Raw genomic sequence first — 25,613 nt, forward strand, 5'->3', positions numbered from 1 at the left:
GGTCCAGTGGTCTTCAGTGCTGGATAGCGCGAGCGACGTTGAAGTCGCCGTATTGGGTGATGAAGGTGGCCTCCCGTCCGCCGATCTGGCGCACCTGCGCGTAGTTCCAGTTGCCGTACTGCTGCACGTCGGCGTGATGGGCGTGGCCGATCTGTACCGATGACACCTCGTTGGCGACGCCGGACTGCGTCACGTTCAGGCGGTTGGCGGTGCCGTTCTGTACCGCATCGATGAGGTTGTGGCTGCCGGAGGTCTGCCGCAGGTCGGCGACGTTCCCGCCGCGGGCCGCGCCGGATGTCTGCTGCAGGCGGATATCGCCGTACTGCGCCGACTGCAGCACGTTGGCCTGGTGGCCGGGGCCGTGCTGCGAGACACGCGCGTTGTTGTAGTTGCCTGCCTGTACAACGTTTGCGATGGTTTGGCGGGTCGCGTCGCTGCCCAGCGAGATCTCGGCCGGGCCGAGGTCCGCCGCCTGCGCGCACAGCAGCGAGCTTGTCGCCAATGCCGCCGTGCCGCGCAGGATGGTGCGTGCGTGATGACGCCAGTAGAGGATCATGTTCAGTCTCCGTGAAGCGTGCTTGTCGTGGGTGGCGCCATTCGCTCAGTAGGGCGAAGGCGGGCGTGCCGCAGGCGTGGACATGGCTGCGAGTTCCGTGGCGTCCACGGCGTAGCTGTCGGCTTCGCGCATGTACGCCTGCAACACGGGCGATTCCCAGTCGCTCTCGTTGGCGAGCACCCAGCTACGGTCCTTGATGCCCTGGGCGATCAGGTGCACGACGGCGGTTTCGATCGCTTCCTTCACGCACAGTTGCGCCGGCTCGTTGCTGGTCACGCCGGCTTCGACTTCGAGCAGTTCCTTGAAGTTGACGAAGCGGAACACGCTGGGGTGCAGTTCGTACGAGTAGATGGTCTTGGTGGTCGATACGCTGTGCAGGATCTGTCCGTTGCGGATGTCCACGCTGCGCAGATTCACGGTGACCTGGTCGACGCGGTACTGCGTACTCATGCCGATGCCCAGAAAGCGCGCGCCGGCGCCGCCGGTGCGCACGTTGCTCTCGTAGGCGATCACACCGCCGTCGACCATGATGGCGGCCGGCAGCAGACCGGGCACGTTCTGCGTGGCCGCAACGCCGTCGTCCGTGCTGCCGTCCAGTGCGCGCACGATGCGCCGCTCGGTGAGCAGCTCCTGCAGGCTCTCGCGCTCCACCGGCGTGAACCAACCCGAGTCCTTGAGCGCCTTGATGAGCAGCGACGCGGCGCCCTGGGTGACCGAGGTCGAGAACGAGCTGTCGGGCGACGGCTTGTACTGGCCGGTCTGGTCGCGGAACCCGTAGACCGCGGCGACGACACGTCCCTTGGGCGAGGGCAGCTTGAGCAGGTCTCGCGTCGCGGGCGAGGGCGGCGTCAGCGTGGCTGCCTCGGTCACCGCCGCCGGCTGGCTGCCCGGCGGGGCCGCGCAAGCGGAGAGCAGGGCTGCAACGGCCAGGGCACCGGCCCCGGCCGGCAGGCGGTTGCGCAGGGCGCGGGGCGCCGGCTTGGCATGCGTCTTCATTTGCCCACCTGGAAGGACGTGGAGGTGCCGAGCAGCTTGTCGGTGGTGGTGATCCTGAGCAGGCCGCCCCCGAGGTCCACGATGTCGATGATGTAGTTGCCGGTCTGCACCGTGCCCGGGCGCAGGCTGCCGTCCGTGCCCATGATCTGCGAGGACGCGGCAGCGGCCAATTGGCTCAGGACGGCGCGCTCGAGCGCATCGTTGAAATTCTGCAGCGGCGAGGTGTTCAGCCCGCCGAAGCCGGTGTCGGCGTCCGGGTCCTTGTGCTTGTTCTGCGCCTGGGCGAGGCCGAGCATCCAGTTGCCGTTCAAGGGACTGCCACCGAAGGCCGGATTGACCGGGTAGTAGATCAGCTCGGTGGCGTGGGCGCCCGGCTGCGCACCCAGCACGGCGACGAGCGCCGTGGCCAGGCCCGCAGCGAATCGGCGGGTAGCGATTTTCATCAGATTTCCTCCGGTCCAAGATCCCTGTCTTGGAAAAGCATGCGCGCGACTTCGATGTCGAGCACGTTCTTGTAGGAGAGTTGCGCCGCTTGCTGGCTGGCGTCCTTGGCGGCCGCGCGCGCCGGCGACAGGTACGCCTGGAACACGCGCTTCTGGCCGAACTGCACCCAGACCTGGCTGCCGCGGATCGCCGTGGGCCGCTCATGCACGGAGACCGAGTAGCGATCGCTCTCGGGCATGTCGCGCCAGAATGCGGCGAAATGTTGGTAGAACTCGCGGCCGAGGACGGTGATGGTGCGATTGATGACCATGCCGACCATGGGGTCGGCCGTACGCCGGACCTCGGCCGTCGGAGCCGCCTGCACTGGCTCCGACAAGGGCGCCGGATCGGCGTGTGCGAGCGATGCGGCAAGCGTGCAAAGGGCCAAGACCCCTGTTCGAGTTGAACTGCCCATCACCGTCTCCCCTGGCTGTGGCATGTGACTTGTCTGGACCGCACAACCGTGAGCGCAAGAGCGCGGGACGGTTGTGCCGGTTGTCGGCTTTGGGGCGTAACCGTGGGCCGACGGGAAGAATCTTAGGTGTCACAAGGTGTCGCCGGCATCTGCAGTTTGGTCTACGCCGGGCACGGATTTCGGCCTAGGGCCGCGGGCGGGTGGGACGTAGGCCAAGCGGCCGTATCGGAGCGGCTCGGGCAGCGCGAGAGCGAGTGGGGACGAGGCGCGCCGCTAGACGCGGTAGCGCCTGGCCGTCAGGTGTTACGCCATGCGGGCGCGCGCAAGCGCGGGTGGACATAGGCCTTTTGGCTCATGTCCTGGCAGGTTGTGGGTAGGGGCGGTGAGGGCGTGGGCGGGCCGGCGTCTGCCGGCCCCCCGCCGCGTCAGGCAAGCTGTGCGCGTGCGCTCGCGGGTGCCCGCTGGGGCAGCCGCAGCGATACCAGAGCGGCCACGATCAGCAAGGCGGCCGATCCACCGAAGGCCACCCAGTGCGTGCCGAAGGTGTCGTGGCCCCAGCCGCCCAGCCACGAACTCAGGGTGGCGCCGAACTGGTGGCCGAGGTAGGCCCAGCCATACAGCATGCCCACCATGCGGGTGCCATAGACGTCGGCGAGGATCGCCGAGGACAGCGCGATGCTGCCCGCCCATACGATGCCGCCGATCACGGCCGTGCCGTATAGCTGCCAATGGGTGCCGGCCACCATCAGCGCCAGAAAACCCAGCCCGCGTACGAGGTAGATGGCGGCAAGCATGTTGCGCCGGGGCAGGATGTCGGCAAGGCGGCCGAGGATCAGCGTGCTGAAAATGGCGACGAAGCCGATGGTGCCGATGCCGTAGGCGCTGGTCATGGCGTCGAACCCGTGATCCATGAGCATCGGAACGCCGTGCGTACCGAGCAGGTTCATGCTGTAGCCACAGGCAAACAGGCCCAGCACGATGCCCCAGAAGGCCTTGCCGCGCATGGCCTGCCCGAGTGTCGTGGCTTCGGCGGGGTGGGCCGCCGCTGCACCCTGGCCGGCTGCCGTCCTGACTGCGATCTGTTCGGGCAGCAGGTCGGCGTCGGCGGGTGCCTGATCGCGGATCACGAACAGGGCGACGGGAATGGTGAACAGCGCGAAGATGCCGGCAAAGCCGATCAGCGTGTTCTGCCAGCCGGCCATGTCGATGGCGTAGGTGAAGGCGGGCGTCATGACGGCGATGCCGGCCATCGAGCCCGTCGAGAGAAAGAACAGCGCCATGCCGCGCTGGCGCGTGAACCAGCGGCTGATGACGGGGGTCACCGCTACCGGACTTGTAAAGGCAAGTCCGAAGGAAAGCAGCACGCCATAGGCGAGGGTGAAGTCCAGGACATGGCGCGCGTGTATCGTCCACACGCAGGACAGCACCACGATCAGCGTGCCCAGAAGCAGGGTGAAGCGCGTGCCCCGCACGCCGGCGAGATAGCCCGCCACCGGCATGCCCAGGCCATAGCAGAACATGCCCAGCGCGATGATGCCCGCGAGCGAATGCCGGCTCAGGCCGAGATCCTCGCTCATCGGCAGGAAGAACGGGCCGATGCCCATGCGCATGCCTACCGTGAGCAGCGTGAGCAGGGTGGCGGCCGCAACGATGTTCCAACCGAAATACCAAAAGGGACGGGGCGACGCGCTCACGACTTCTTCTCCGGACAATGCAAGGACAGGCCGATACGATGGCGGCCGGGTGCAAGGTCGCTCGCGGGGCGAGGGCCGTTGCACATAACAGGAGGCCGGTATTGTTACGCATTTCGCGAGGCCGCGCCGGAAGGCCCGCTTCGCAAAAGAAAAACCCTCCGCAAGGGAGGGTTTCGGCGCCGGGAACCGCGCCCGGCCGCTGGCCCGCGACCGGGCTTATTGCGCAGCGCGCAGGCGGATATCGTTACGCACGTCCTTCACGCCCTCCACGCCGCGAGCGATCTGCTCGGCGCGCTGGGCCATCTCGCGCTGCGGCACGAAACCGCTGAGCTGGACGATCCCGCGGAAGGTCTCGACGTTGATGTCGAGCGCGCTGACCTGCTCGTCGTTCACGAAGGCGAGCTTGACGCGAGCCGTGATGGCAGTGTCGTCAGTGTATTCGCCGGCACTGCGCGACGTGTCGGTGGCCGCACAAGCGGCCAACACGAAGGTGACGCCAAAGAGGGCAAACCATTTCAGGATCTTGTTCAGCATGTTGGAAACTCCTTTCTCGAGAAGTGTAACCGGGTGACCGGACAGTGGGGCACGCCGGCTGCGGTATTAGAGCAAACCCTGTTCCCGCCGACATCGGCTCAGAACTGCCGGCGCAGTTCGGCCGGCGGCACCTTCATGAGCGTGCGGTACTTGGACACCGTACGCCGCGCGACGATCACTCCCTGCTTGGCGAGCAACTGGGTCAGGGTCACGTCCGACAGCGGTGCGGCCGAGTCCTCGCCGGCAATCAGTTCCTTGATGAGTGCGCGCACGGCCGTGGTCGAGCAGGTTCCGCCCGTCTCGGTGGACAGCTCGCGCGAGAAGAAGTGCTTGAACTCGAAAATGCCGCGCGGCGTAGCCATGTACTTGTTGCCCGTGGCGCGCGAGACAGTCGATTCGTGCAGCCCCAGCTCCTCCGCGACTTCGCGCAGCACGAGCGGCTTGAGGGCCACCTCGCCGTACTCGAAGAACGTGCGCTGGTGCGCGACGATGGCCTCGGCCACGCGCTGGATCGTCGTGAAGCGCTGCTCGACATTGCGAATCAGCCAGCGCGCTTCCTGCAGTTCCTGCGCCATCGGTGCGCGATCGTTGCAGCGGGCATGCCGGAACATGCTGGCGTAGGTGCTGTTCAGGCGCGCGCGCGGCATGACCGCCGGGTTGGTGTCGACCAGCCAGCGCCCCTTGATCTTGCGCACGATCACGTCCGGGATGATGTGCTGCGCTTCCTCTCGGGCAAAGCGCAGGCCCGGCTTGGGATCGAGCGACTTGATGAGCAGGCATGCGTCGCGCAACGTTCCCTCGTCGCAGCCGAGCGTGCGCAACATCTCGCCCTGGTTACGGCGCGCGAGTTGCTCCAGGCACTTTTCGGTGAGACGGATGGCCACCTCCCGCGCCGGGGTGGCCTGTTCGATGGCCTGCAACTGTAGGCGCAGGCATTCGCCCAGATCGCGCGCAGCCAGTCCAGGCGAGTCGAGCTGCTGCACCAGGCGCAGCGCGGTGTTCCATTCGCTCTTGGTCGGGGCGGGCGTCAGCTCGACCAGCCCCTCGAGTTCCTCGAAGGTCTGGCGCAGGTAGCCATCCTCGTCCAGGGCTTCGACCAGCATGTGCGTCAGCGCGCGGTCGCGATCGTTCAGGCGGTAGCCCGCGAGCTCGCGATGCAGATGCTCGTGCAGCCCGGGGGATTCGTGCATCCATTCGCCGAAATCCATGCGGTCGTCGTCGCCGCTGCCGTTGGCGCGCGAGGTGGGGAAGTCCCCCGAGTACTCGGCGGGCGGATCGTATGCGCTGTCTGATTCGGAGGTGGTGTCGGCGGCAACCTCGGTCGCCGTCACGTCGGCCATGTCCGGTTCGGCCAGGTTGGCCGCTGGGGCCTCGTCGAGCAGGCCGTCCGGCGTGGCGCTTTGCTCCTCGTCCTCGGCGGTTTCTTCCAGGAAAGGATTGGTGGACAGCGCCTGGCGCAGTTCCTGGGTGAACTCGATCGCCGACATCTGGAGCAGCTTGACGGATTGCTGCAGGCGGGGAGTCAGAATGGTTTGCTGCTTGGCGCGCAGATCGTAGGTTGCGTGGATCAACTGGAATCTCCGTCGTCTGCGGCCGCCGCATTCGGATCGTACGGCGGCCTGATCATTGTTCGATACGATGATCCGAATGCAATAGACGTGCCAGTTTTGTTTTTCTATTTAAAATCAAAGGTTTAATGCAATACGACACGCCCGTTCTGGGCGGCGTATCGGTAGCCTTGTCCATGCGCTAGCCGCAAGTTTGAAATCCTTGCCGGGGTTGTCAGCATGGCGCATGCCGATAAGCGCCCGGGCGGGCGGCATGGCTGGGCGGGGCATGGGGTTTGCGTCTCCCGGCGGCTGCGTACTTGATTGCTACACACAGGAGATGGACATGTCCAAGAACCGCAAGCAGAGCCCGCGCAAGCGCGACGCGATCCACCCTCCCGTGCGCTCTGCAGTGCCCGTGGCCGACCCGCCCGATGACTGGCACCGGCGTCATCAGGACGGCCGATTCGGCGCGTCGGGCCCGTATGGCGGCTCGGAGGACCAGTGGGCCAACGACCAAGGGACGTCGGGCGTGCGCGCGGGGGAGGTGCCCCATGCGCCGCGCCCGTCCGTTCGCCAGGCGGCCGGCTATCGGCCGCGTTTCGACCCGGAACCGTATCGGCCCGAAAGAATGTATGGACATGATGCCGGCGAGCCGGTGGGCAAGGGCGGCTGGGAGCCGGCGGGCCCGCAGAGCCAGTTCGGCGGTGCGGACGACGCGGGTGCCTATGCGCCGCATCGAGGCGGTTGGAGTCGTGGGCAGCGCACCCTGCCCAAGGGCTACGAGCGTTCCGACGAACGTATCCGCGAGGACGTCTGCGAGCATCTGAGCCGTGCGTACCGGCTGGACGTGAGCGATGTCAGCGTCGCGGTGGCAGACGGTGTCGTGACGCTCGATGGCACCGTGCCCGTGCGTGGCATGAAGCATGCGATAGAAGACATCGCGGACGATTGCGTCGGTGTCAAGGATGTGGAGAACCGCATCAAGGTACGGCGATCGTCGGGTCCGGGCACGGATCCTGCGGGATTGGCACGGACCGAAGACGACGCTCTACTGCTCAACGCAAGGCAGCGTTGAAACGTCGTCAGTGAGGAATTCAGTTCAATTGTACCCATCTATTCACAGGAGATGATTATGCAAGTTCGCTCGATGAAATCCGCCATGCAGGCCGCTCTCGGCGCCGTCGCCCTTGCCGCTGCGTTTGGCGTCTCGGCCCAGACGGTGGAGTCCAGCCGCTCCAACCCGTCGACTGTGAGCCCCCCGCTGCAGCCGCTGCCCAACAGCGACGCCTCGCCGACGCCCGGCCAGACCAACCAGGGCACCGCGCCCATGGGTAACAACACCGGTAACGCCAACACCGATCCCGCCATGCAGCCGGGCACGCCCGTGCCGGGTGCGGCGGCGCCGGCGCCAGCCACTCCGGGCACCGCCGGCACCGAGTCGGGTTCCACGGACGTCACGCCGACCGAACCCGGCGCAGCGAGCGACAACACCACGCGCTCGAACTGAGCTCGACGTATAGCGGCAGCCTAGCCGCGGGCTCGCGCCCCGGCGGTCAGCAGTGACCGCCGGGGCGTTCTTGCGTCAGGGATTGCGCGATCTCGAGCGCGCCAGCGAAGTCACGCCGCGGCCTGGGAGCGGAGCGGCATCGGCGCCGCCTCATGGCCGTTCATCGGCCGCCTGGGCGAGCGCAGGCTGTGAGCGTGCCACCCGGCCAGGGGGGGTCACTGGGCCGCTTCGTCCTCGTCCACCGGCTTGCCCTGGTACGCTTCCAGGCGGTTGTACAAGGTCTTCAGGCTGATACCCAGCGTGCGCGCGGTTTCGCGCTTGTCGCCGTCCAGGTGCGCGAGTATGCCGAGGATCAGCTCGCGCTGCGCGTCGGCCAGCGTGGTGCCCACCGGCAGGGTGAGGCAGCCGTCCCGCCAGGTCGGTTTGGCACTGGCCAGGCCCGAGGGCTGGCCCGGCGGGGGCAGCTCGATGATGCTGTCGGCCATGATGAAGGCGCGATACAGCGCGTTGCGCAATTCCCGGACGTTGCCCGGCCAGGGGTAGTTGCGCACCGCATCCAGCGCCTGGGGCGAGTAGGTCTTGGGCGTCTGCTGGTTGGCGTTGAACACTTCTAGGAAGCGATTGGCCAGCAGCTCGATATCGCCGCTGCGCTCGCGCAGCGGCGGCACGCGCAAGGGAAACACGGCAAGCCGGTAATACAGATCCTCGCGCAGGATGTTGTCCTGCACGGCCTGCTGCGGATCGCGGTTGGTGGCGGCCACGATGCGCACGTCGGCACGTTTCTCCTCGGTGCCGCCCACGCGGTGAAAGGTGCCGGCTTCGAGCACGCGCAGCAGCTTGGTCTGCATCTCGAGCGGCATCTCGGTCACTTCGTCGAGGAACAGCGTGCCGCCCGCGGCGTGCTCGAAATAGCCCGGCTGCGACTGGATGGCGCCGGTGAAGCTGCCGCGCTCGTGCCCGAAGAGTTCGGCTTCGATCAGCGAAGGGGGGATCGCGCCGCAGTTCACGGGCACGAATGGCCCGTCCGCGCGCGCGCTCTTGTCGTGGATGGTGCGTGCGACCAGTTCCTTGCCCGTGCCGCTTTCGCCGACGATGAACACGGTGATCATCGAGGGCGCTACCTTGCCGATCTGCTTGCAGAGCGCCTGCATGGCTTCCGATGTGCCGTACAGCAGTCCGTACGGTGCCGGACCGGCGGTCTGGGTGGCCTTCTTGCGGGCGCTGGCCGTGGTCTTGCGTGCGGCCGGGCGGCGGCCGGAGGCCGTGGGCGAGGAGGTCATTTCCTTGGGGCAGCGGGTTGATCGATCTGGGCGGCTATCGTAACCCGGGAAGCTCGCCCGGACGCGCAGGCGGCGCTGCAGCATGGTGTCACGTTTTGTTTCGGCGGTAGGGTACGGCGCCGCGGGAAACATAGTACTTTCATTGTTTGACCGGGGTGCCGGCAGCGCGCGCATGGGCGCGCGCGCCGCCCTCCAAGCAGAGGCAGGTGAACAGGGTATGCCCCACGTATTGATTGTCGACGACGAGCCGAATACCCGGGAAGCGCTGGCTGAGATCGTGTCGGCCGAGGGTTTCACCGTTGCGAGCGCTCAGGATCTGCGCCAGGCCAAGATCCACATCGTACGTCAATCGCCGGACGTGATCCTGGCGGATCTCAAGCTGCCCGACGGCAGCGGCATGGAGCTTTTCGAGGCCCTGGACCCGGGGGTCTCGGTGGAGTTCATCCTCATCACCGGACATGCCAGCGTGGAAAGCGCGGTCGACGCGCTGCGCCTGGGTGCCGCGGACTACCTGGTCAAGCCGATCAATATGCAACGGCTCAAGACCATCCTGGACCGGATTCCCCGCTCGGGCGATCTCAAGGCCGAGATCAGTTCGCTGCGCGGCGAGCTGCGTCGCATCGGCCGGTTCGGCCGCATGCTGGGCAATTCGGCGCCCATGCAGAATCTGTACGACCAGATCAACAAGGTCGCGCCCACCGAGGCCACCGTACTGCTCGTGGGCGAGAGCGGCACGGGCAAGGAACTGGTTGCGCAGACCATCCATGAGCTCAGCCTGCGCCGCAAGCATCCGTTCCTGCCGGTGAATTGCGGCGCCATCTCGCCCAATCTCATCGAGAGCGAGATGTTCGGCCACGAGAAGGGCGCTTTCACCGGCGCGGACCGCCAGCATAAGGGCTACTTCGAGCGGGCCCATGGCGGCACGCTGTTTCTCGACGAGATCACGGAGATGCCGATCGAGCTGCAGGTCAAGCTGCTGCGCGTGCTCGAGACGGGCATGTTCATGCGCATCGGCGTGAACCGCGAGATCGAGACCGACGTGCGCATCGTGGCGGCCACCAACCGCGACCCGGAGAAGGCCGTGGCCGACGGCAGGCTGCGCGAGGATCTCTATCATCGCCTCAACGTGTTTCCGCTGTTCCTGCCGCCGCTGCGCGAGCGCGGACGCGACGTCGAGCTGATTGCCCAGAGCATGCTGGACCAGCTCAACAGCGACCACAGGACGGAGAAGACTCTGTCGCCGGCCTTCATGGAAGGGCTGATCCAGCATGCGTGGCCGGGCAACGTGCGCGAGCTCAAGAACTACATGCAGCGCGCCTACATCATGGCCGACGATAACGTGCTGCACCCCTCGGCGGTGCCCTTGCGGATGTCGCCGGCGCGTGCGGCGCCTGCAACCAGCGTCTCGATCACTGTGGGCATCTCGCTTGCCGAGGCGGACAAGCGGCTGATTCTGGCAACCCTCGAGCACTGCGGGGGCGTCAAGAAGCGCGCCGCGGAGATTCTCGGCATCAGCCTGAAGACCTTGTACAACCGGCTCGAAGAATATGCGCTGGACGGCGATCGGGTGCCGGAAGACGGCGAAGTCGACGCCGAACCCAAGACCGCACCGTTCGCCTGACCGCAAGGAGGACCAGAGTGACCAAGCCTGCGCCGCCCCCGTTTCTCATCGATAGTCCGTGTGGCGAGGCCGGTGGCTGCGAGGAGCGCGCGGCCTTGCTCGATGCGCGTCTGCAAGCCGAGCTGAGGGCGCGCGACCGCCTGATCTCGGAGGCCGCGCACGATCTGCGCTCGCCGCTCAACGGGCTGCAGGGGTGGACGCACGTGCTGGAGAGCCGCCTCGGAGCACAAGCCAACCCTCTCGTGCGCAAGGCGCTGGACGGCATCAAGACCGGCATCCAGCAGCAGGTCGAGCTGATCGCCGATCTGGCCGACATGCGCAGTATTCTCGAGCAGACCCTGGCCCTGGAATTCATGGCGGTGGACGCCGTGGACCTGCTGCCGCGCGCACTGGCGGCGAGCGCCGCGGCGGCGCAGACGCGCAAGGTCACGTTGGCCGAACGCGGCGCCGTCACGCCCGGTCTGGTGCTGCAGGCGGACGCGGCGCGCCTGGTGCGCGCATTGCAGACCGTGATCGTGCATTGCGTGCGCTGTGCCATGGAAGGCGACGAGATTCCCGTCGGCGTCGAGGAACGCGACGATGCGCTCTGCTGGTTCGTCGGCGAGACCGGCCAGGGGCGCCCGATCGCCGGGCTGGCCACCGGCCGCGCGCGCGTGCCGGCGTCGCTGCGCCTGGCCGAGTGCCTGGTATGCCTGCACGGCGGCACCGTCCAGCACGTGCCGCTGGATGAGGAAGGCGTGCAGTACGGCTATCGCATCCGCGTGCCGCTTGCCGGGATCGATCCGGCGGCGGCGCGCGCGAGCGCGGCGGCGCGGGCGAGCATGCCGGCCGCATTGCCGCGCGTTGGATTGGTGTCGCAGGGCGTGGCAGGCACACGCATGGCAGAGCGGTTGCGCGCGCTCGGTATCGAGCCGGTGGACGTGGCGCCGGACGCGGCGCCGGGCAGGGACGAGCTGGAGGTGCTGCTCGTGCCCGTGGCTGCGTCGCGGGGCCGGGAGCAGGGCGGGCAGGCGGGCAGCGTGGCCCGGGTGTCCTATGGGGACGTTGCGGCGGCCGGCGCGGCGGTTTCGCCGGACGCATCGCCGCAATGTCTGGCGGCACGGCTGCAGGCCGCCGCCGCTTCCAATGGCGGCGCCTGAAGCTCCAAGGCGCCGCAGATGAGGGTCAGCGGTCGTACTTGGCTTTGAGGTCGGCTTCGCAGGCGTCCTTGGCGCTGCCCGACATGGCGTCGCACTGCTCTTCGGCCAACTCGCGCTCGGCCTTCAACTTGTCTTTTTCGGCCTTCGCGTCGGCCCGTGCCTTGTCGCGTTCTGTCTTCGCACGCTGCTCGCACACGTCCTCTTCGTCGCCCTTGAGCTGGTCGCAGCGCTCCTTGGCCTGGTCGTAGCGCGCTTCGATCTGGTCCTCGGTCATGGCTCGCGCATCGCCCGGCGCCGTCGAGGCGTGGGCCATTGCGCCAAAGCAGGCGGCGCTGGCAAAAAGGCTGCTGGCAAGCCAGGTTTTCAGGCTGTCGGTCATGTCGATATCTCCTTTGAATTTTCAGGTGCGGCGAATACGCACACCCGGCTTCAAAGCAACCGGCATACCCACTGCAAAGGGGCGCCGCTGGCGCACAGCGTCGCTATAATCGTCGGCATGAACATCGATCACACGCCTCACCATCTCGCGCCGGGCTACTACTGGTATTCGCTCGACGGCGATCCCTATTGCATCCTGCATGTGCACGAGCACGGCACGGCAAGCCTGATGGGCACGAGTGACGAAATGTCCGCGGAGGATCTGGCGGCCTTCATTGCGCGAGGCTGCAAGATCGTGCGCATCGAACCGCCGGCGCCCGACGGCCTGTAGCACCGCGGGCCGCATGGGCGCTTGCGCGGCCCGGCGGCACGTCGCGGCTGGGCGTGTTCGAGTTCAGCCTGCGTATTCGAGATCGGGAGGCGGGGCGGCCTTGTCCTTGTCGCGCCTCTCGAAACGCCAGGTCTCGCCGTTGCCTTGGACCGTCAGGCCGTCTGCCTGCAGTTTGAAGGTCACGCCCTTCTCGAAGAGCGCAGCGGCGGCATCGTCGATCGCCATCAGAGCGCCTTCGCACGACATGCGCGTACCGACGAAACCCTTGGCCACGCGCAGCGAAGTGCCTTCCTGCGTATAGCGTCCGGATTGCGCGTTGCATCCGTGGAAGTTGACGCGGCTGTCCATGAAGCTCAGTTCGATGGGCGGCTTCTCGGGGATGGTGAGCGTACGCCCGGACACGCTCTTCAATTGCCAGCGGGTGCCCTCCAGCCCTGGAGCGTCGGCACCCTGCGGGCCGGCGCAGGCCGTCACGAAGAGGCAAACCGCGGTGGCAAAAATGGCACGAGATTGCATAATGTGCTTTTCCTTCGATTGCAATGACAACGGTCGGCCCGCCTGCCGCCGGGCAGCCTCGGATGCCCGGGCCCAGGGGGCCGGGCGGCAGGGCCGGCGACGCGCCATGAAAGGCCCGATCTTATAACACCCGAACAGGAGCTAGCATGCAGCCTTCCATCACAGACATCCCGGTCAAGCGCATCGACGGCGCGTCCAGCACGCTGGACGATTTCAGCGGACAAGTGATGCTCATCGTCAACGTGGCCTCCAAGTGCGGTCTCACCCCGCAATATGAAGGCCTGGAGGCGCTGCAGCAGCACTATGCCGGGCGCGGCTTCACGGTGCTCGGCTTTCCGGCCAACGACTTCGGTGCGCAGGAGCCCGGCACCGACGACGAGATCCAGGCGTTCTGCACGACCAACTACGGCGTGGATTTCCCGATGTTCTCCAAGATCGTCGTGACGGGCGAGCACAAGCATCCGCTGTACCGCGTGCTCACCCAGGCGGCGCCGTCCACGCCGGGGCGCGAACGCATGGAAGAGCGCCTGCGCGGCCGTGGCCGCACACCCACCAGCCCGCCCGAGGTGCTCTGGAATTTCGAGAAGTTCCTGGTCGGCCGCGACGGCAGGGTCGTCGCCCGCTTCGCGCCGGACACCAAGCCGGACGACCCCGAACTCATCGAAGCCATCGAGCGCGCCTTGCTAGCATAGATCCTTGTCTTCTTCGATGGAGTTTTCCACCATGTCCCGTCTTCTGCGCCGTTGCGGCCTGGCGGCATTGCTCGCGGCCAGCGTCGGTCTTGCCCATGCGCAAAGTTCGGTCGCGCCGCCTCCGCTCAAACGCTCGCCCAAGTGCGACGTGCCGTTTCCCGAGGCGGCCCTGGCCCAGGCGCCGGCGGGCTTTCAGGGCGAGACGCTCGTGGGCATTTCGTTCACCGTGCGCGGCGAGTTCCGCAGCGCGCAGCTCCTGCGCTCGTCCGGCAACGAGACGCTGGACCAGGAGGCGCTGCGCGCCGCGGTCGGCGCCCGTTGCGAGCCGCTGGGCAATGTCAACGACCCGGCGTTGAAGGATGCGCTCATCGGCATCCCGTTCGCTTTCACCTTCGACCAGCGCCAGGGCGCGTCGGCTGAGGCGCTGCCCATACGTTGAGACCGCGCGCCGTTGCGGCGGGGCCTTGCTGCGGTACAGCTTGCCGACGCCGCTTCTACGCGCGACAATATATGTTTTTTGCTCGCGGAAACGGTCTTGCTGCGCTGTGCGGCACGCACCGACTGTCCGGACGGGCATAGAGCCATCATTCATGACCCAGCGCATCGTCGAGGACGCCCTCAAGTACCATCAATACCCCGTGCCCGGCAAGGTGTCGGTGGTGCCCACCAAGCCTCTCGACAACCAGATCGACCTGTCCCTTGCCTACTCGCCCGGGGTGGCCTACGCCTGCGAGGCCATCGCCAACGACGCCAGCACGGCGCGCCTGTACACGTCGCGCGCCAACCTCGTGGGCGTGATCTCCAACGGCACCGCGGTGCTGGGGCTGGGCAATATCGGCGCCCTGGCTGCCAAGCCCGTCATGGAAGGCAAAGGCTGCCTCTTCAAGAAGTTCGCCGGCATCAACGTGTTCGATCTGGAGCTGGCGGAAACCGACCCGGACAAGCTCGTCGACGCGATCGCCATGCTGGAGCCTACCTTCGGCGGCATCAACCTCGAGGACATCAAGGCGCCCGAATGCTTCTACATCGAGCGTCGGCTGTCCGAGCGCATGGCCATCCCGGTCTTCCATGACGATCAGCACGGCACGGCCATCGTTGCTTCGGCGGCGATCCTGAACGGCCTGGAACTCGCCGACAAGCGTCTGTCGGACGTACGCCTGGTGTGTTCGGGCGCCGGCGCCGCGGCGATCGCCTGCCTGGACCTGCTGGTGCGGCTGGGGCTGAAGAAAGAGCACATCCTGCTGGTCGACTCCAAGGGTGTGGTCTACGAGGGCCGCGACGAGCGCATGGAGTTCAACAAGTCGCGCTACGCGACACAGGACAGCACCCGCACGCTGGCCGATGCCGTGCGCGACGCCGATGTCTTTCTCGGCTGCTCCGCGGCCGGGCTGCTGGCGCCGGAGATGGTGGCCAGCATGGCGGTGCGCCCGCTGGTGCTCGCGCTGGCCAACCCCGAGCCGGAGATCCGCCCGGAACTCGCGCGCGGCGTGCGTTCCGACTGCGTCGTGGCGACCGGACGTTCGGACTACCCGAACCAGGTCAACAATGTCCTGTGTTTTCCCTTTCTGTTCCGCGGCGCGCTCGACGCAGGCGCGACGTCGATCACCGAGGAGATGAAGCTCGCCAGCGTGCGCGCCATTGCGGCGCTCGCGCGCCAGGACATCACGCCCGAGGTGGCGGCTGCGTATCCCGGCCGCAAGCTCTCGTTCGGGCCCGACTACATCATCCCGACGCCGTTCGACCCGCGCCTGATCGTCGAAGTCGCGGGGGCAGTCGCCCTGGCCGCCGAGAGCTGCGGCGTGGCCCGGCATCCGGTGCGCGACATCGAGGCCTACAAGGCGGCCCTCGCACGCGGCGAGTTCGTCACGGCGGCGGCCAGCCTGGGCTGACCCGGGCTTCGTCCCGGCATGCGGAACGAGGCCGGCAGTATGCCGGCCTCGTTGCATTCGGCTCAGGTGTCCAGCGCGCCGCCTGGCTCGTCGTCGTCCGCCTCGTCTTCGTTGGCCGCCTCGCGCAGCCGGGCCGCCTGCATGCCCTGACGCGCCGGTTCGAAGTGCAGGGTGCCGTGCCCGGGTGCGTCGAGCGGCTCGGGTTCCGCCGTGTCCCAGCGCTGGGCCCAGAAATAGAGCCGGCGCTGCTGCCGAAAGCGTGCATGGCGTTGCTGCTGTGTCACGATTGCGCGCATGGTGTCCTCCTGGCGGCAGGCTCCCGGCAGCGACTGCCCGGGAGCGAGGGCCGGCGCGCGCCGGGACGGCGTGCGGCGCCTCGACTACCAGGATACGCTGATATCGCCGTTGACGAAGGTCTGGCAGGCCATGCGATAGCCGGCGGCGAGGTCATCCTCGTTCAGATGGCGGCGTTCCTTGGGCTTGACGGCGTCGGTGTGCTCCAGGCCCGATTCGATCCGGCACTTGCAGGTGCCGCAGATGCCGCCGCCGCACTTGAACGGTATGCCGCCCTTCTCGCGCAGGGAGACGCGCAGCAGGTTGCTGTTCTCCGGCGCCTGGACGGTCTTGCTGTCGTTGGTGATGAAGGTGATGTGGATCATGGCTGCGTTGCCTGCGGATCGGAGCGCTTGACCAGGCGCGCATCCAGGGTGCCGAAGCGGGTGAGGGTGCCGAGTTCGTCGCGCGCCGCCTCGAGCGTGGAGAAATGCTCCAGAAAGCGGGTGGGCACGAGATTGAGTATGGGCGCGTCGCCCGCTGTGTCGATGACGCGCAGCTTGGTTTCGCGCGCGAGTTCTGCGATCACGAACTCTGCGCGCTTGCTGCCGTAGAACAGGTAGTCGTAGGCTTCGACGGGCCGTACGCCATCGACCGGTTCGGTACGGAACTGGCCGTGTTTGCTGGTGAGGATGATGTACATGGCGGGCTCACGCGGTGACAGTGTCGTCCTGGGCGATCTCGAGATCATGGGTCAGCCAGAGCTGGCAGGCCAGGCGATAGCCTGCGTCCAGGCGTTCGCCGAGCTGCCGCTTTTCCTTCCAGTTGGGCGGGGGCAGGTGTTCGGCGCCGGCAAGCACGCGGCAGGCGCAGGTCGAGCACTTGCCCATCCCGCACTGATAGCGCAGGTTGGGGAAGGGGAACTTGCGTATCCCGGCCTGCACGACCAGGTTGGCGTTGTCCTTGACCTCGTCGGCGTAGATCTGGCCGTTCTTGTGCAATACGACTCGGGGCATGGCGATTCCTTGAGACCGTCGGTACGGCTGATATTTATGAATACTGTATACCATATACCGTTTGTCATCAAGGTTGTGATCCAGGAATTCGTGCGCTAGCGCATCGCTGCAGTTTGGCCGACAAGGCAGGGCGTGCGCACGCGTTCGTCGCGGCGCCGCCCGCCGGGTCCGCGCGCGTCACGTCTGCGCCGCTGGTTGCTGCGTCTACGCCACGCCTTGCGCCCGGGCCAGCCAGCCGATAGGCTTCGCCGGCGATGGCGATGTCTTCCAGCCCGACGCCGACGGATTTGTAGAGCAGGATCTCATCCTCGCCGCAGATGGGCCGGGCCTCGCCGCACAGCAGCTCGGCGAGTTCGACGATGCGCTCGGCGCGCACGGCCCCGTCGCCGGCGAGCAGCAGATCGCCCGCTTCGCGCAGCGATTGCGGTTTCCATTCGACCACGATGGCCGCCGCGCGGCGCAGGGCGGTGTCGTCGAGCTCGCGGGTGTGGGGCAGGCTGGAGCCGATGGCTGCGATGAAGGTGCCCGGGCGCACCGCACCGCCATCGAAGAGCGGTGTGCTCGAGCGCGAGGCGGTGACGATGATGTCGGCTTCCCGGGCGGCGGTCTCGGCATCGGCTGCTTGGACCGCCGCTCCGCACTCGTCGGCCATGCGGGCGAGCAGGTCGGGATCGAGGCCGGGGCTGTGCACCAGGATGCGCTCGAGCGGATAGGCGCGCGCGAACTCGCGCGCGTGGCTCTGCCCCTGGACGCCGAAACCGTACACGGCCAGGGTCGCGGCCCCCGGGCGCGCCAGTTCGCGCGCGGCGATCACCGAGCAGGCCGCGGTACGCAGGCGCGTGATCGCACCGGCGTCCAGCGAGGCCAGGGGGCGGCCGTCCGCTGTGGAGAAGAGCACGATGACGAAGGAGAACCGGCCCTCGATCGTGGTGTAGACCTTGGCGCCGGCCACGCCCTGGCCGGGAATGACCGCGCCCAGCGTGGACAGCTTGACCCCCGCGGCCTGCGTGCGCTCGCGCGCCTGCATGGCGGCGCGGCCGTGGCCGAATTCGACGAAGGCGTCGCGCAGCAACTGCTGGGCGCGTTCCGGCGTGACCAGGCGGTCGATCATGTCATCGGTGATGTGCAGCATGGTGGGTTCCGTGGTGGCGTGAGGAAAAAAGCGTGGGTGGCCGCGAGCCGCGTTCGTGCGTTTTGGCGGGCGGCCCGAAGGGCGCGGTACACCTTGCCAGCGAAGCGCCAGGGCCGAACGCACAGGGAGTCCATCGTCTTCGCAGCCCTAGACGGCGCGCACGAGAATGCCGAGCGCGCCGGCGGCGCACAGGCCCAGCAGCAGCCGGCGCACATGGGCGGGCGACAGGTGGTGGCGCAGCCGGCTCGACATCGAGAAACCGCACAGCAGCAGCGGCAGCAGGAGCAGGCTGAGCTGCAGCTCGCGCAGGCCGTAGTGGCCGGTTGCAGCGAGCATGGTGATGGAAACCGCCGAGCCCACTGTCAGGATGGCGCCGATGGTGGCCCGCACGCGCGCGGGCGGCAGGTGCTGCATCACGATGGCGAAGGGCGGGGCGCCCGCGGACGTGAGCGTGCCCATGAAGCCCGAGGCCGCGCCGGCGGTGAGCAGGGTGCCCGTGGTGGCCTGGACGCGCCAGCCGAGCACGCTCAGGGCGACGGCGGCGAGGATGCAGAGCGCGAAGACGACGGCGAACACGCGCCCGGGTAGCAGGCTCATGACCGAGACGGCCAGCAGGGTGCCGCCGATGCGGCCGAACAGGGCGGTCGCCGCGTTGCGCCAGGCGATCTCATGACGCTCCCGGATTGCCGTGAGCAGCGATACCAGGCCGCCCATGGCCAGCAGCGGTCCCGGCACCAGCTCGGGAAAGTACAGCAGGGCGACGGGCGCGCACAGCATGGCGAAGCCCACGCCGCCCAGCCCCTGCAGGATCGCGCCGCCGAGCACCAGCGCACCCATGCCGGCATAGTGGGCCGGATTCGCCGCTAGGAGCGCCAGGATGTCGGGCATGCTCACCTCATCATGAATATAGTATACGGAGACGCGCGGTAGCTGCCTTCCTCAGAGGCACGGGACCGGAACAGGGCATGTCTTCGCGCTTCACATCGCCAAAAATTCTTGCGAGAAGCGGACAGCCGACATGCCGACTAGGGTAATTCCCGATACGCTGCCTGACGTTGGCATTCTGAATATAGTATACCTTTCGTGCAGGTTAGCCCGGTGCAACTTTTCAAGGACGTTTCATGCAACCAGACATCGTGATCGGGGCGGCCCATTGGCTGTATCTCGCAGGTGTGGCGGTCATCGTGTTGACGATGATCCTGCGCGCCAATGTGGTCGTGCCCTCCATCATCGGCACGTTTCTCGTGGTCTACGCCCTGACGGGCAGCTCAGTGTCGGGCGTGGCCGGCATCTTTCAGGCCAGCATCGTGGCCGCGCGCGAGCTGTTCAACATCTTCCTGGTCATCGCCTTCATGACGGCGTTGCTCAACTCGCTCAAGGCGCTGCGTTCGGACGTGCGCATGGTCGAGCCGTTCCGCGTGGTGATGACCAACGGCCATACCGCTTTCTTCATCCTGGCCGCGGTGACCTACCTGATCTCCCTGTTCTTCTGGCCGACGCCGGCCGTGCCCCTGGTCTCGGCGATCCTCCTGCCCGCCGCGATCGCCGCGGGGCTGCCGGCCCTGGCCGGCGCGATGGCGATCGCCATCGCGGGGCAGGGCATGGCGCTGTCGTCGGACTATGTGATCGGCGTGGCGCCCATGATCAGCGCCAAGGCGGCGGGCGTGAGCACGGCGATAGTGGCCGACCGCGCCCTGGTGCTGTCGCTGGTCGTGGGCGCAGTGGCGCTGCTGCTGGGCTACCTGTCCATGCGCAAGCGCATCCGGGCGCCGAGCCAGGCGCTGCTCGAGCAGTGGCAGGCCAAGGCCGAAGTGAGCGGGGCGGCCATGCACGAGCACGGCGGGTCGTTCGAGAAGGAAGCCTTGACGGAAGGCTCGCGCCACGACGAGCCGCTGGATACGCCGGCGCACATCCGCGCGAGTCTGCATGCGATCGAGCAGCGCCGCATCAAGTGGTCCAAGCTCTTCGCCGTGCTGACCCCGATCGCCTTCATCGCGGTGGTTGCGGTCATGGTGCTGCCGCGCCTGGGCTGGAACATCGCGACGCTGCGCGGCGGCGAGGCGGCGGCGCTGGTGGGCGGCGTGGCGGCGTTGATCATGATCTTCGCCACGCTGGCGATGGAAGGGCCGCGCCGCATGCTCGACGTCTGTGCGGACCACATCACCGACGGCTTCGTGTTCGCCTTCAAGGCGATGGGCTCGGTGCTGCCGATCGCCGGCTTCTTCTTTCTCGGCAACGGCGAAACCACTGCCGCCATCCTCGGCACGGAGACTGCACCCAGTCTGTTGTTCGAGCTGATCCAGGCGTACCAGACCGCCATTCCGAGCAATGCCGTCCTGGTGTCCTTCGGCGTGCTCATCGTGGGCATGATCACCGGGATCGACGGTTCGGGCTTTTCCGGTCTGCCGCTCACCGGCACGCTGTCCGGGGCGCTGGCGCCCGTGGCCGGCGTCGACCCCGAGACCCTGGCCGCCATCGGCCAGATGGGCGCGGTCTGGACGGGCGGCGGCACCCTGATCGCCTGGTCGTCGCTGATCGCCGTCGCAGGCTTCGCCCGCGTGCCGGTGCTCGACGCCGTGCGCGCCTTGATGTTGCCTGTTCTGGCGGGCCTGGCCAGTTGCGTGCTGGTTTCTCTGATCGTTTGGTAACCATTGAGTGAACCCTACGGGGTTTACATACCGCATAAACGGTATACAATATTCACTATACCCTTTACCACTAGGAGCCTGACATGTCCGAGTTGATGAGCCGTGAAGATTTTCGTGCCGCGCTGGAGTCCGCCATCAAGGGCAAGAGCGCCAACCAGTCGCCCTTCAGCCTGGCCTGGGCTAGTGGCACGCTCAGCCGCGAGCACCTGGCGCGCTGGGCGGAGAACCACTACCACTACGTCGGCCCGTTCGCCGACTACCTGGGCTACGTCTATGCGCGTATGCCGGCCAACTTCGTCGAGGCCAAGGATTTTCTGCTCGCCAACATGTACGAGGAAGAGATCGGCGGCGATCGCCACACCGATCTGCTGATCCGCTTCGCCGAGTCCTGCGGTACCACGCGCGAGCGCGTGATCGACCCTGACAACATGTCGCCCACCACGCTGGCGCTGCAGAGCTGGTGCTATGCCGTGGCCATGCGCGAAGACCCCATCGTTGCGGTGGCCGGTCTGGTCGTCGGGCTGGAGTCGCAGGTGCCCTCGATCTATCGCAAGCAGACGCCCACGCTGCGCGAGAAGTACGGCTTCACCGACGAAGAGGTCGAGTTCTTCGACCTGCACATCGTGTCGGACGAGATCCACGGCGAGCGCGGCTATCAGATCGTGCTCGAGCACGCCGACACGCCCGAGCTGCAGCAACGCTGCCTGAAGATCTGCGAAACCGGTGCCCAGATGCGCCTGCTCTATACCACCGCGCTCTACAACGACTACGTCAAGGGCGAGCAAGCGGCTGCCGCACTGGCGGCCTGAGCGTTCACGCATAGCCGGCGGGCCGCGGCGGCGCCGGACGCCGGACGCGGCGGCCGGCAGGCGGTGCATTTGCGCAGGCCGCGGGCCGCGCCTGCGGCACAGGGGCGGCCCGCATCGACTCCATCCGAGGGGCCGGGGAGCGCGGCGCACCGCCGGGCAGCTCGCATTCCTTCAGTCGGGGCAGGCAAGCCGTGCCCCGCACGCCACACGAGGCATTCCATGGCAGCAGTTCCCAGCGCTTCCGAGCGCATTCCGGTATTCGGCAACTACATCGACGGCGCCTGGGCCGAGGGCAGCAGCGGCGCGACCTTCGACAACGTGAATCCCGCGGATACGCGCGACATCGTCGGCCGCTTCCAGGCCTCCGGCGCCGAGGATGGACGGCGCGCCGTGGCGGCGGCCGCGGCCGCGTTCGACGGCTGGCGCGCCATGCCGCCTGGCAAGCGCGCGGCGATCCTGGTCCAGGCCGCCGCCTATCTGGAAGCCAACGCGGCGCGCTTCGCCGAGGAACTCACGCGCGAGGAGGGCAAGAGCCTGGGCCTGGCCAAGGACGAGTTCCTGCGCTCGGCCCAGACGCTGCGCTTTTACGCCGTCGAGGCCCAGACCCTCGGCGGCGAGACCTATCCCAACGACGACCCCGCCATGCTGGTGTACGGCCAGCGCGAGCCGCTGGGGGTGGTCACGGTCATCTCGCCGTGGAATTTCCCGGTGTCGATCCCTGCGCGCAAGATCGCGCCGGCGCTCGCCACCGGCAACACCGTGGTATTCAAGCCGTCCTCGGATGCGCCGCTTTCGGGCCTGCGTCTGGTCGAGGCCTTCGTCGAGGCCGGGATTCCGAAGGGTGTGCTCAACCTCGTCACGGGCGGCGCGGGCCAGGTCGGCCCCGCCATCGTGGAGGCGCCCGAAGTACGCGCGATTTCCTTCACCGGGTCCACGGCGGCGGGCCGGCAGATCCACAAGTCGGTGGACATCACCACCCGCACGCAGATGGAGCTGGGCGGCAAGAACCCGCTCATCGTGATGGAGGACGCGGACCTGGACCTTGCGGTGGATCTCACGGTGAAGGGCGGGTTCTCGCTGAGCGGGCAGGCCTGCACGGGCACCAGCCGCGTGCTCGTGGTGCCGCAGGTGCGCGCGGCGTATACCGAGAAGCTGCTCGCCAGGGTGCGCGGCCTCAAGGTCGGCAGCGGCATGACGCCGGGCATGGACCTGGGGCCGCTCGCCACGCGCAAGCAGCTCGAGACCGTGCTGTCCTACATCGAGATCGGCAAGGCCGAGGCGCGCCTGCTCATCGGCGGCGAGCGCCTGACCGACGGCGATTTCGCGCACGGCTACTACGTCGCGCCGGCCGTGTTCGCCGATGTCACGCAGGACATGCGCATCGCCCGGGAAGAGATCTTCGGCCCGGTCATCGCCATCATCGAAGCGGCCGACTACGCCGACGCCATCGCCAAGGCCAACGACACGGAATATGGCCTGGCCGCGGCGATCGTCACGCGCAACCCGGTCTACATGCACCGCTTCCCGCTCGACATCCAGGCGGGCACCGTGAAGATCAACCGCACGACCACCGGCAACCTGGTCAACGCGCCGTTCGGGGGCGTCAAGCAGTCGAGCACGTCGACCTTCCGCGAGTCCGGCCGCGCCGGGCTCGAGTTCTACACCCAGATCAAGACCGTCTATCGCGGCGTGTGAGCCGTTTTTTTTTCCCAGCAGGAGTCCGCATGAAGCAAGTCCTCAAGCTCGAAGCCGCCGAAGCGCGCCACATGGTCGACGCCGCCGTGCGCAAGGCCCGTGAGATCGGTGTCCTGGAGACGGTATGCGTGGTCGACGACGGCGGCTATCCGCTCGTGCTCGAGCGCATGGACGGCGCGCGCGTGACCGGGCCGCAGATCGCCTGGAACAAGGCGTTCACCGCAGCCGGCCACAAGCGCTCGACCCACCTGTTCAATACCGCGCCCAACGGCCCCGCGCTGCCCGGCAACGAAGCCTTCGGCATCCAGTGGAGCTTCGAGGGCAAGTTCGCCGTGTTCGTGGGCGGCTACCCGATCGTCGTCGACGGCGAGGTGATCGGCGGCGTCGGCCTGTCCGGCGGCAACGGCGAACAGGACACGGCCTGCGGCGTGGCCGCCCTCGAGGCGCTGCGCGAACTGCTGGGCGGCCAGGGCCTGGAGGTCCTCGCCCAGGCCGACATCAAGAAGTAAGCGCAGGAGCAAGACCATGGCCATGACCGATAGCTGCGAGCGTCCCGCGGCCCAGGACGTGACGCACCGCGTACAGATCCAGGAAACCGGCGCGATGTTCGTCGTGCAGCCGGGCGAGACCGTGCTCGAGGCGGGGCTGCGCGCGGGCGTGGCCATGGCGCACGAATGCCAGTTCGGCGGCTGCGGCACCTGCCGCGTGCGCGTGATCGAGGGCGAAGTGGGCTACGACGATATGCCGATGGCGCTGGTGGAGGAAGAGGCCGCCGCGGGGTTCGCGCTGGCCTGCCAGGCCCGCCCGCATTCGGACCTGGTGCTGAGCACTGCGCGCAACGAGCCCTGCGCGGAGCCGGTGTGGACGCAGGCCGAAGTGCAGGAAGTCGCGGCGCTCGCCGGCGACGTGCTGCACGTGCGCCTGGCGTTCGCGGCGGACATCCCGGCTCATCGGCCCGGCCAGTACCTCAAGCTGCGCACGCCGGTGGGCGAGCGCAGCTTCTCCATGGCCTCGCCGCCGCGAGGCCGGGAAGTGGACCTGCATGTCCGCTGCCTGCCGGATGGCCGCTTTACGAGCGGCGTGCTGCGCGACTGGCGGCCCGGCACGCCGGTCGAGGTGGAGCTGCCGCACGGCGACTTCTATTTCCGCGCGCGCGATGACCGGCCGCTCATCATGGCGGTGACCGGCACCGGGCTGGCCCCGGTCAAGAGCATCCTGGAAGGCTTGATGGACGACGATGCATGCCCGCCCGTCTGGCTGTATCGGGGCGCGCGCACCGAGTCGGATCTCTACCTGAACGAAGCGGTCGCGGGCTGGGGCGAACGCCTGTGCGAGTTCACCTATGTGCCGGTGCTCTCGCGGGCGCAGGAGGATTGGCCGGGCCGGCGCGGCCATGTCCAGGATGCCATCGTCCAGGACTTTCCCGATCTGTCCGAATTCGCGATCTATCTGTGCGGCTCGCCCGACATGATCCATGATGCGCGCCAGCGTTTCCTGCAGCACGGAGCGCATCCCTTGTACATGTATGCCGATGCCTTTACGTTCCAGCGTTGATGCATTGGCGTGCCGGCCCTGCGGTATACAATAATCGGAGCGCGGCCAGGCCGCGATTCTTCCGGTAGCTTGCCATGACAGACTCGGCCGACACGCTGTCGACGCACACATCCTCCAGCCCCGCAACGGGCGCCACGCTCAATCTGGGCGCCATGCATTCGCCGCTGTTCGCCCTGGTGACGGACAGGCTGCGCGAGCGCATTCTCAAGGGCGAATACACCTCGGGTACCCGCCTGGTCGAGGGCAAGCTGTCCGCCGAACTGGGCGTTTCGCGCATCCCGGTGCGCGAGGCGCTGCGCGTGCTGGCGGCCGAAGGGCTGGTGCATATCGAACCGCGCAGGGGCGCCTCGGTGGCCAAGCTCTCGCCGAACATCGCCAGCGAGATCGTCGAGGTGCGGGCCACGCTCGAAGGCTTGAACGCCAAGCTGGCTGCCCAGCGGCGCGACCCCACGCTGATCGCCGAGATCAAGAAAGTGCTGGAAGAGGGCGCGCGCGCGGCGGCGGCCGGAGACACCGAGCAGTTCCTGCGGCTCAATGCGCGTTTCCATGAATTGCTGGGCAATATCGCCGCCAACAGCGTGCTGCAGGACATCATGCGTTCGCTGCGCGAGCGTACCGACCGCCTGTTCGCTCCTTACAACGTCGTGCGTGCGCGCCAGAACTGGGAAGAGCATGCCCAGATTCTGCAGGCGGTGATCGACGGCGACGCCGACCTGGCCGCCTTGCTGGCGACGCGCCACGTGCACAACGCGGCCAGCGCGGTGGAGCCCACCGCTAGGCCCGACGCGCCCGGCTGAGCGCGGCGCCGCGGGTCTGCACCAGGGCCGCCGCGTGCGGCCCTGTGTTTTGGCCGGCACGATGAAGCTAGCAAAGTTGCGGCGGCTCGGGCGGCTTGGGCGGCTCGC

29 protein-coding genes and 1 pseudogene are annotated in these 25,613 nt (G+C 67.5%); 14 read left to right on the top strand and 16 right to left on the bottom strand.

Annotation, left to right across the window (positions count from 1 at the left end; all coding sequences use genetic code 11):
- Positions 1-13: 13 nt before the first annotated feature.
- The 7 genes from FOZ76_RS21980 to FOZ76_RS22010 all read right to left on the bottom strand — a co-directional run bounded on the left by FOZ76_RS21980 (position 14) and on the right by FOZ76_RS22010 (position 6,246).
- Positions 14-556 carry a hypothetical protein gene (locus FOZ76_RS21980; RefSeq protein WP_143950400.1) on the bottom strand — a complete coding sequence of 181 codons (543 nt, stop codon included), beginning with the start codon at positions 554-556 and terminating at the stop codon, positions 14-16.
- A 45-nt stretch (positions 557-601) separates the two neighbouring features.
- On the bottom strand, positions 602-1,552 hold the full coding sequence (locus FOZ76_RS21985) for a CsgG/HfaB family protein (protein WP_143950401.1): 951 nt from the start codon (positions 1,550-1,552) through the stop codon (positions 602-604).
- Positions 1,549-1,995, bottom strand: a complete 447-nt coding sequence (locus FOZ76_RS21990; RefSeq protein ID WP_143950402.1) for a curli assembly protein CsgF — start codon at positions 1,993-1,995, stop codon at positions 1,549-1,551. The genes FOZ76_RS21985 and FOZ76_RS21990 overlap by 4 nt, the downstream gene beginning before the upstream one ends.
- Complete coding sequence (locus FOZ76_RS21995) at positions 1,995-2,372, bottom strand: curli production assembly/transport protein CsgE (RefSeq protein WP_246129697.1); 378 nt, start codon at positions 2,370-2,372, stop codon at positions 1,995-1,997. The genes FOZ76_RS21990 and FOZ76_RS21995 overlap by 1 nt, the downstream gene beginning before the upstream one ends.
- Positions 2,373-2,875: 503 nt before the next feature.
- A complete protein-coding gene (locus FOZ76_RS22000) occupies positions 2,876-4,144 on the bottom strand; it encodes an MFS transporter (protein WP_246129699.1) in 1,269 nt (422 codons plus the stop codon).
- Positions 4,145-4,360: 216 nt separating this feature from the next.
- Positions 4,361-4,678 (bottom strand): BON domain-containing protein, encoded by a 318-nt coding sequence (locus FOZ76_RS22005; protein ID WP_143950405.1) that lies wholly within the window; start codon positions 4,676-4,678, stop codon positions 4,361-4,363.
- 98 nt (positions 4,679-4,776) lie between these two features.
- Positions 4,777-6,246 (bottom strand): RNA polymerase factor sigma-54, encoded by a 1,470-nt coding sequence (locus tag FOZ76_RS22010; protein WP_143950703.1) that lies wholly within the window; start codon positions 6,244-6,246, stop codon positions 4,777-4,779.
- A gap of 325 nt (positions 6,247-6,571) precedes the next feature.
- On the opposite strand from FOZ76_RS22010, the gene FOZ76_RS22015 reads away from it, so the two are divergent.
- Together FOZ76_RS22015 and FOZ76_RS22020 are read left to right on the top strand one after the other, a co-directional pair.
- Positions 6,572-7,303 (top strand): BON domain-containing protein, encoded by a 732-nt coding sequence (locus FOZ76_RS22015; RefSeq protein ID WP_246129700.1) that lies wholly within the window; start codon positions 6,572-6,574, stop codon positions 7,301-7,303.
- A 57-nt stretch (positions 7,304-7,360) separates the two neighbouring features.
- A complete protein-coding gene (locus FOZ76_RS22020; protein WP_143950407.1) occupies positions 7,361-7,735 on the top strand; it encodes a hypothetical protein in 375 nt (124 codons plus the stop codon).
- Between the two features lie 215 nt (positions 7,736-7,950).
- Here FOZ76_RS22020 and FOZ76_RS22025 read toward each other — a convergent pair whose 3' ends face one another.
- The gene (locus FOZ76_RS22025) at positions 7,951-9,015 is read right to left on the bottom strand and encodes a sigma-54 interaction domain-containing protein (protein WP_143950408.1); all 1,065 of its coding nucleotides are present in this window, start codon (positions 9,013-9,015) and stop codon (positions 7,951-7,953) included.
- A 217-nt stretch (positions 9,016-9,232) separates the two neighbouring features.
- Between FOZ76_RS22025 and FOZ76_RS22030 the strand changes: the two genes are divergently transcribed.
- On the top strand, positions 9,233-10,636 hold the full coding sequence (locus FOZ76_RS22030) for a sigma-54-dependent transcriptional regulator (protein ID WP_143950409.1): 1,404 nt from the start codon (positions 9,233-9,235) through the stop codon (positions 10,634-10,636).
- A gap of 17 nt (positions 10,637-10,653) precedes the next feature.
- Positions 10,654-11,775, top strand: coding sequence for a sensor histidine kinase (locus FOZ76_RS22035; protein WP_143950410.1), 1,122 nt, complete (start codon positions 10,654-10,656; stop codon positions 11,773-11,775).
- A 25-nt stretch (positions 11,776-11,800) separates the two neighbouring features.
- On the opposite strand, the gene FOZ76_RS22040 is transcribed toward FOZ76_RS22035, so the two are convergent.
- Positions 11,801-12,154, bottom strand: a complete 354-nt coding sequence (locus FOZ76_RS22040; RefSeq protein ID WP_143950411.1) for a hypothetical protein — start codon at positions 12,152-12,154, stop codon at positions 11,801-11,803.
- A gap of 117 nt (positions 12,155-12,271) precedes the next feature.
- Between FOZ76_RS22040 and FOZ76_RS22045 the strand changes: the two genes are divergently transcribed.
- On the top strand, positions 12,272-12,484 hold the full coding sequence (locus tag FOZ76_RS22045; RefSeq protein WP_143950412.1) for a hypothetical protein: 213 nt from the start codon (positions 12,272-12,274) through the stop codon (positions 12,482-12,484).
- A gap of 63 nt (positions 12,485-12,547) precedes the next feature.
- Here the strand turns inward: FOZ76_RS22045 and FOZ76_RS22050 are convergent, their stop codons facing one another.
- Positions 12,548-13,000 carry an META domain-containing protein gene (locus FOZ76_RS22050; RefSeq protein WP_170235571.1) on the bottom strand — a complete coding sequence of 151 codons (453 nt, stop codon included), beginning with the start codon at positions 12,998-13,000 and terminating at the stop codon, positions 12,548-12,550.
- 146 nt (positions 13,001-13,146) lie between these two features.
- Here FOZ76_RS22050 and FOZ76_RS22055 point away from each other — a divergent pair, with 146 nt between their 5' ends.
- From FOZ76_RS22055 to FOZ76_RS22065, 3 genes and pseudogenes are all read left to right on the top strand, one after another.
- Complete coding sequence (locus tag FOZ76_RS22055) at positions 13,147-13,692, top strand: glutathione peroxidase (protein WP_143950414.1); 546 nt, start codon at positions 13,147-13,149, stop codon at positions 13,690-13,692.
- A 31-nt stretch (positions 13,693-13,723) separates the two neighbouring features.
- Entirely contained in the window at positions 13,724-14,131 is a 408-nt protein-coding gene (locus FOZ76_RS22060; RefSeq protein ID WP_170235572.1) for an energy transducer TonB, read from the top strand.
- Positions 14,132-14,282: 151 nt separating this feature from the next.
- A pseudogene (locus FOZ76_RS22065) lies at positions 14,283-15,539 on the top strand (malic enzyme-like NAD(P)-binding protein); the annotation flags it as partial.
- Positions 15,540-15,643: 104 nt separating this feature from the next.
- On the opposite strand, the gene FOZ76_RS22070 reads toward FOZ76_RS22065, so the two are convergent.
- The 6 genes from FOZ76_RS22070 to FOZ76_RS22095 all read right to left on the bottom strand — a co-directional run bounded on the left by FOZ76_RS22070 (position 15,644) and on the right by FOZ76_RS22095 (position 18,890).
- The gene (locus FOZ76_RS22070; protein ID WP_143950417.1) at positions 15,644-15,877 is read right to left on the bottom strand and encodes a hypothetical protein; all 234 of its coding nucleotides are present in this window, start codon (positions 15,875-15,877) and stop codon (positions 15,644-15,646) included.
- An 84-nt stretch (positions 15,878-15,961) separates the two neighbouring features.
- Positions 15,962-16,240, bottom strand: coding sequence for a 2Fe-2S iron-sulfur cluster-binding protein (locus FOZ76_RS22075; RefSeq protein WP_143950418.1), 279 nt, complete (start codon positions 16,238-16,240; stop codon positions 15,962-15,964).
- The gene (locus FOZ76_RS22080; protein WP_143950419.1) at positions 16,237-16,557 is read right to left on the bottom strand and encodes a ferredoxin; all 321 of its coding nucleotides are present in this window, start codon (positions 16,555-16,557) and stop codon (positions 16,237-16,239) included. The genes FOZ76_RS22075 and FOZ76_RS22080 overlap by 4 nt, the downstream gene beginning before the upstream one ends.
- A gap of 7 nt (positions 16,558-16,564) precedes the next feature.
- Positions 16,565-16,870, bottom strand: a complete 306-nt coding sequence (locus FOZ76_RS22085) for a 2Fe-2S iron-sulfur cluster-binding protein (RefSeq protein WP_143950420.1) — start codon at positions 16,868-16,870, stop codon at positions 16,565-16,567.
- Between the two features lie 67 nt (positions 16,871-16,937).
- Entirely contained in the window at positions 16,938-18,002 is a 1,065-nt protein-coding gene (locus tag FOZ76_RS22090) for an ornithine cyclodeaminase family protein (protein WP_143950421.1), read from the bottom strand.
- Between the two features lie 147 nt (positions 18,003-18,149).
- Positions 18,150-18,890: a sulfite exporter TauE/SafE family protein gene (locus FOZ76_RS22095; RefSeq protein ID WP_143950422.1), complete on the bottom strand. Its 741-nt coding sequence runs from the start codon at positions 18,888-18,890 to the stop codon at positions 18,150-18,152.
- A gap of 233 nt (positions 18,891-19,123) precedes the next feature.
- Here FOZ76_RS22095 and FOZ76_RS22100 point away from each other — a divergent pair, with 233 nt between their 5' ends.
- From FOZ76_RS22100 to FOZ76_RS22125, 6 genes are all read left to right on the top strand, one after another.
- The gene (locus FOZ76_RS22100; RefSeq protein WP_143950423.1) at positions 19,124-20,650 is read left to right on the top strand and encodes a hypothetical protein; all 1,527 of its coding nucleotides are present in this window, start codon (positions 19,124-19,126) and stop codon (positions 20,648-20,650) included.
- A gap of 83 nt (positions 20,651-20,733) precedes the next feature.
- On the top strand, positions 20,734-21,459 hold the full coding sequence (locus tag FOZ76_RS22105) for an iron-containing redox enzyme family protein (protein WP_143950424.1): 726 nt from the start codon (positions 20,734-20,736) through the stop codon (positions 21,457-21,459).
- Between the two features lie 219 nt (positions 21,460-21,678).
- Positions 21,679-23,154, top strand: coding sequence for an aldehyde dehydrogenase family protein (locus FOZ76_RS22110; protein ID WP_143950425.1), 1,476 nt, complete (start codon positions 21,679-21,681; stop codon positions 23,152-23,154).
- Between the two features lie 29 nt (positions 23,155-23,183).
- A complete protein-coding gene (locus FOZ76_RS22115) occupies positions 23,184-23,663 on the top strand; it encodes a GlcG/HbpS family heme-binding protein (protein ID WP_143950426.1) in 480 nt (159 codons plus the stop codon).
- 58 nt (positions 23,664-23,721) lie between these two features.
- Entirely contained in the window at positions 23,722-24,708 is a 987-nt protein-coding gene (locus FOZ76_RS22120) for a 2Fe-2S iron-sulfur cluster-binding protein (protein WP_143950704.1), read from the top strand.
- A gap of 152 nt (positions 24,709-24,860) precedes the next feature.
- Positions 24,861-25,505 carry a GntR family transcriptional regulator gene (locus FOZ76_RS22125; RefSeq protein ID WP_246129734.1) on the top strand — a complete coding sequence of 215 codons (645 nt, stop codon included), beginning with the start codon at positions 24,861-24,863 and terminating at the stop codon, positions 25,503-25,505.
- Positions 25,506-25,613 lie beyond the last annotated feature (108 nt).

This window comes from Verticiella sediminum, assembly GCF_007558815.1.
In the GTDB taxonomy this organism is placed as follows: Bacteria; Pseudomonadota; Gammaproteobacteria; order Burkholderiales; family Burkholderiaceae_B; genus Verticiella; species Verticiella sediminum.

Coding starts and splice junctions, on each gene's coding strand:
- FOZ76_RS22045 (WP_143950412.1), top strand. CDS start 12,272: ATGAACATCGATCACACGCCTCACCATCTCGCGCCGGGCTACTACTGG.
- FOZ76_RS21980 (WP_143950400.1), bottom strand. CDS start 556: ATGATCCTCTACTGGCGTCATCACGCACGCACCATCCTGCGCGGCACG.
- FOZ76_RS22040 (WP_143950411.1), bottom strand. CDS start 12,154: ATGACCGACAGCCTGAAAACCTGGCTTGCCAGCAGCCTTTTTGCCAGC.
- FOZ76_RS22055 (WP_143950414.1), top strand. CDS start 13,147: ATGCAGCCTTCCATCACAGACATCCCGGTCAAGCGCATCGACGGCGCG.
- FOZ76_RS22005 (WP_143950405.1), bottom strand. CDS start 4,678: ATGCTGAACAAGATCCTGAAATGGTTTGCCCTCTTTGGCGTCACCTTC.
- FOZ76_RS22090 (WP_143950421.1), bottom strand. CDS start 18,002: ATGCTGCACATCACCGATGACATGATCGACCGCCTGGTCACGCCGGAA.
- FOZ76_RS22085 (WP_143950420.1), bottom strand. CDS start 16,870: ATGCCCCGAGTCGTATTGCACAAGAACGGCCAGATCTACGCCGACGAG.
- FOZ76_RS22075 (WP_143950418.1), bottom strand. CDS start 16,240: ATGATCCACATCACCTTCATCACCAACGACAGCAAGACCGTCCAGGCG.
- FOZ76_RS22115 (WP_143950426.1), top strand. CDS start 23,184: ATGAAGCAAGTCCTCAAGCTCGAAGCCGCCGAAGCGCGCCACATGGTC.
- FOZ76_RS22070 (WP_143950417.1), bottom strand. CDS start 15,877: ATGCGCGCAATCGTGACACAGCAGCAACGCCATGCACGCTTTCGGCAG.
- FOZ76_RS22020 (WP_143950407.1), top strand. CDS start 7,361: ATGCAAGTTCGCTCGATGAAATCCGCCATGCAGGCCGCTCTCGGCGCC.
- FOZ76_RS22015 (WP_246129700.1), top strand. CDS start 6,572: ATGTCCAAGAACCGCAAGCAGAGCCCGCGCAAGCGCGACGCGATCCAC.
- FOZ76_RS22030 (WP_143950409.1), top strand. CDS start 9,233: ATGCCCCACGTATTGATTGTCGACGACGAGCCGAATACCCGGGAAGCG.
- FOZ76_RS22050 (WP_170235571.1), bottom strand. CDS start 13,000: ATGCAATCTCGTGCCATTTTTGCCACCGCGGTTTGCCTCTTCGTGACG.
- FOZ76_RS22080 (WP_143950419.1), bottom strand. CDS start 16,557: ATGTACATCATCCTCACCAGCAAACACGGCCAGTTCCGTACCGAACCG.
- FOZ76_RS22100 (WP_143950423.1), top strand. CDS start 19,124: ATGCAACCAGACATCGTGATCGGGGCGGCCCATTGGCTGTATCTCGCA.
- FOZ76_RS22105 (WP_143950424.1), top strand. CDS start 20,734: ATGTCCGAGTTGATGAGCCGTGAAGATTTTCGTGCCGCGCTGGAGTCC.
- FOZ76_RS21990 (WP_143950402.1), bottom strand. CDS start 1,995: ATGAAAATCGCTACCCGCCGATTCGCTGCGGGCCTGGCCACGGCGCTC.
- FOZ76_RS22110 (WP_143950425.1), top strand. CDS start 21,679: ATGGCAGCAGTTCCCAGCGCTTCCGAGCGCATTCCGGTATTCGGCAAC.
- FOZ76_RS22025 (WP_143950408.1), bottom strand. CDS start 9,015: ATGACCTCCTCGCCCACGGCCTCCGGCCGCCGCCCGGCCGCACGCAAG.
- FOZ76_RS22060 (WP_170235572.1), top strand. CDS start 13,724: ATGTCCCGTCTTCTGCGCCGTTGCGGCCTGGCGGCATTGCTCGCGGCC.
- FOZ76_RS22095 (WP_143950422.1), bottom strand. CDS start 18,890: ATGCCCGACATCCTGGCGCTCCTAGCGGCGAATCCGGCCCACTATGCC.
- FOZ76_RS22125 (WP_246129734.1), top strand. CDS start 24,861: ATGCATTCGCCGCTGTTCGCCCTGGTGACGGACAGGCTGCGCGAGCGC.
- FOZ76_RS21985 (WP_143950401.1), bottom strand. CDS start 1,552: ATGAAGACGCATGCCAAGCCGGCGCCCCGCGCCCTGCGCAACCGCCTG.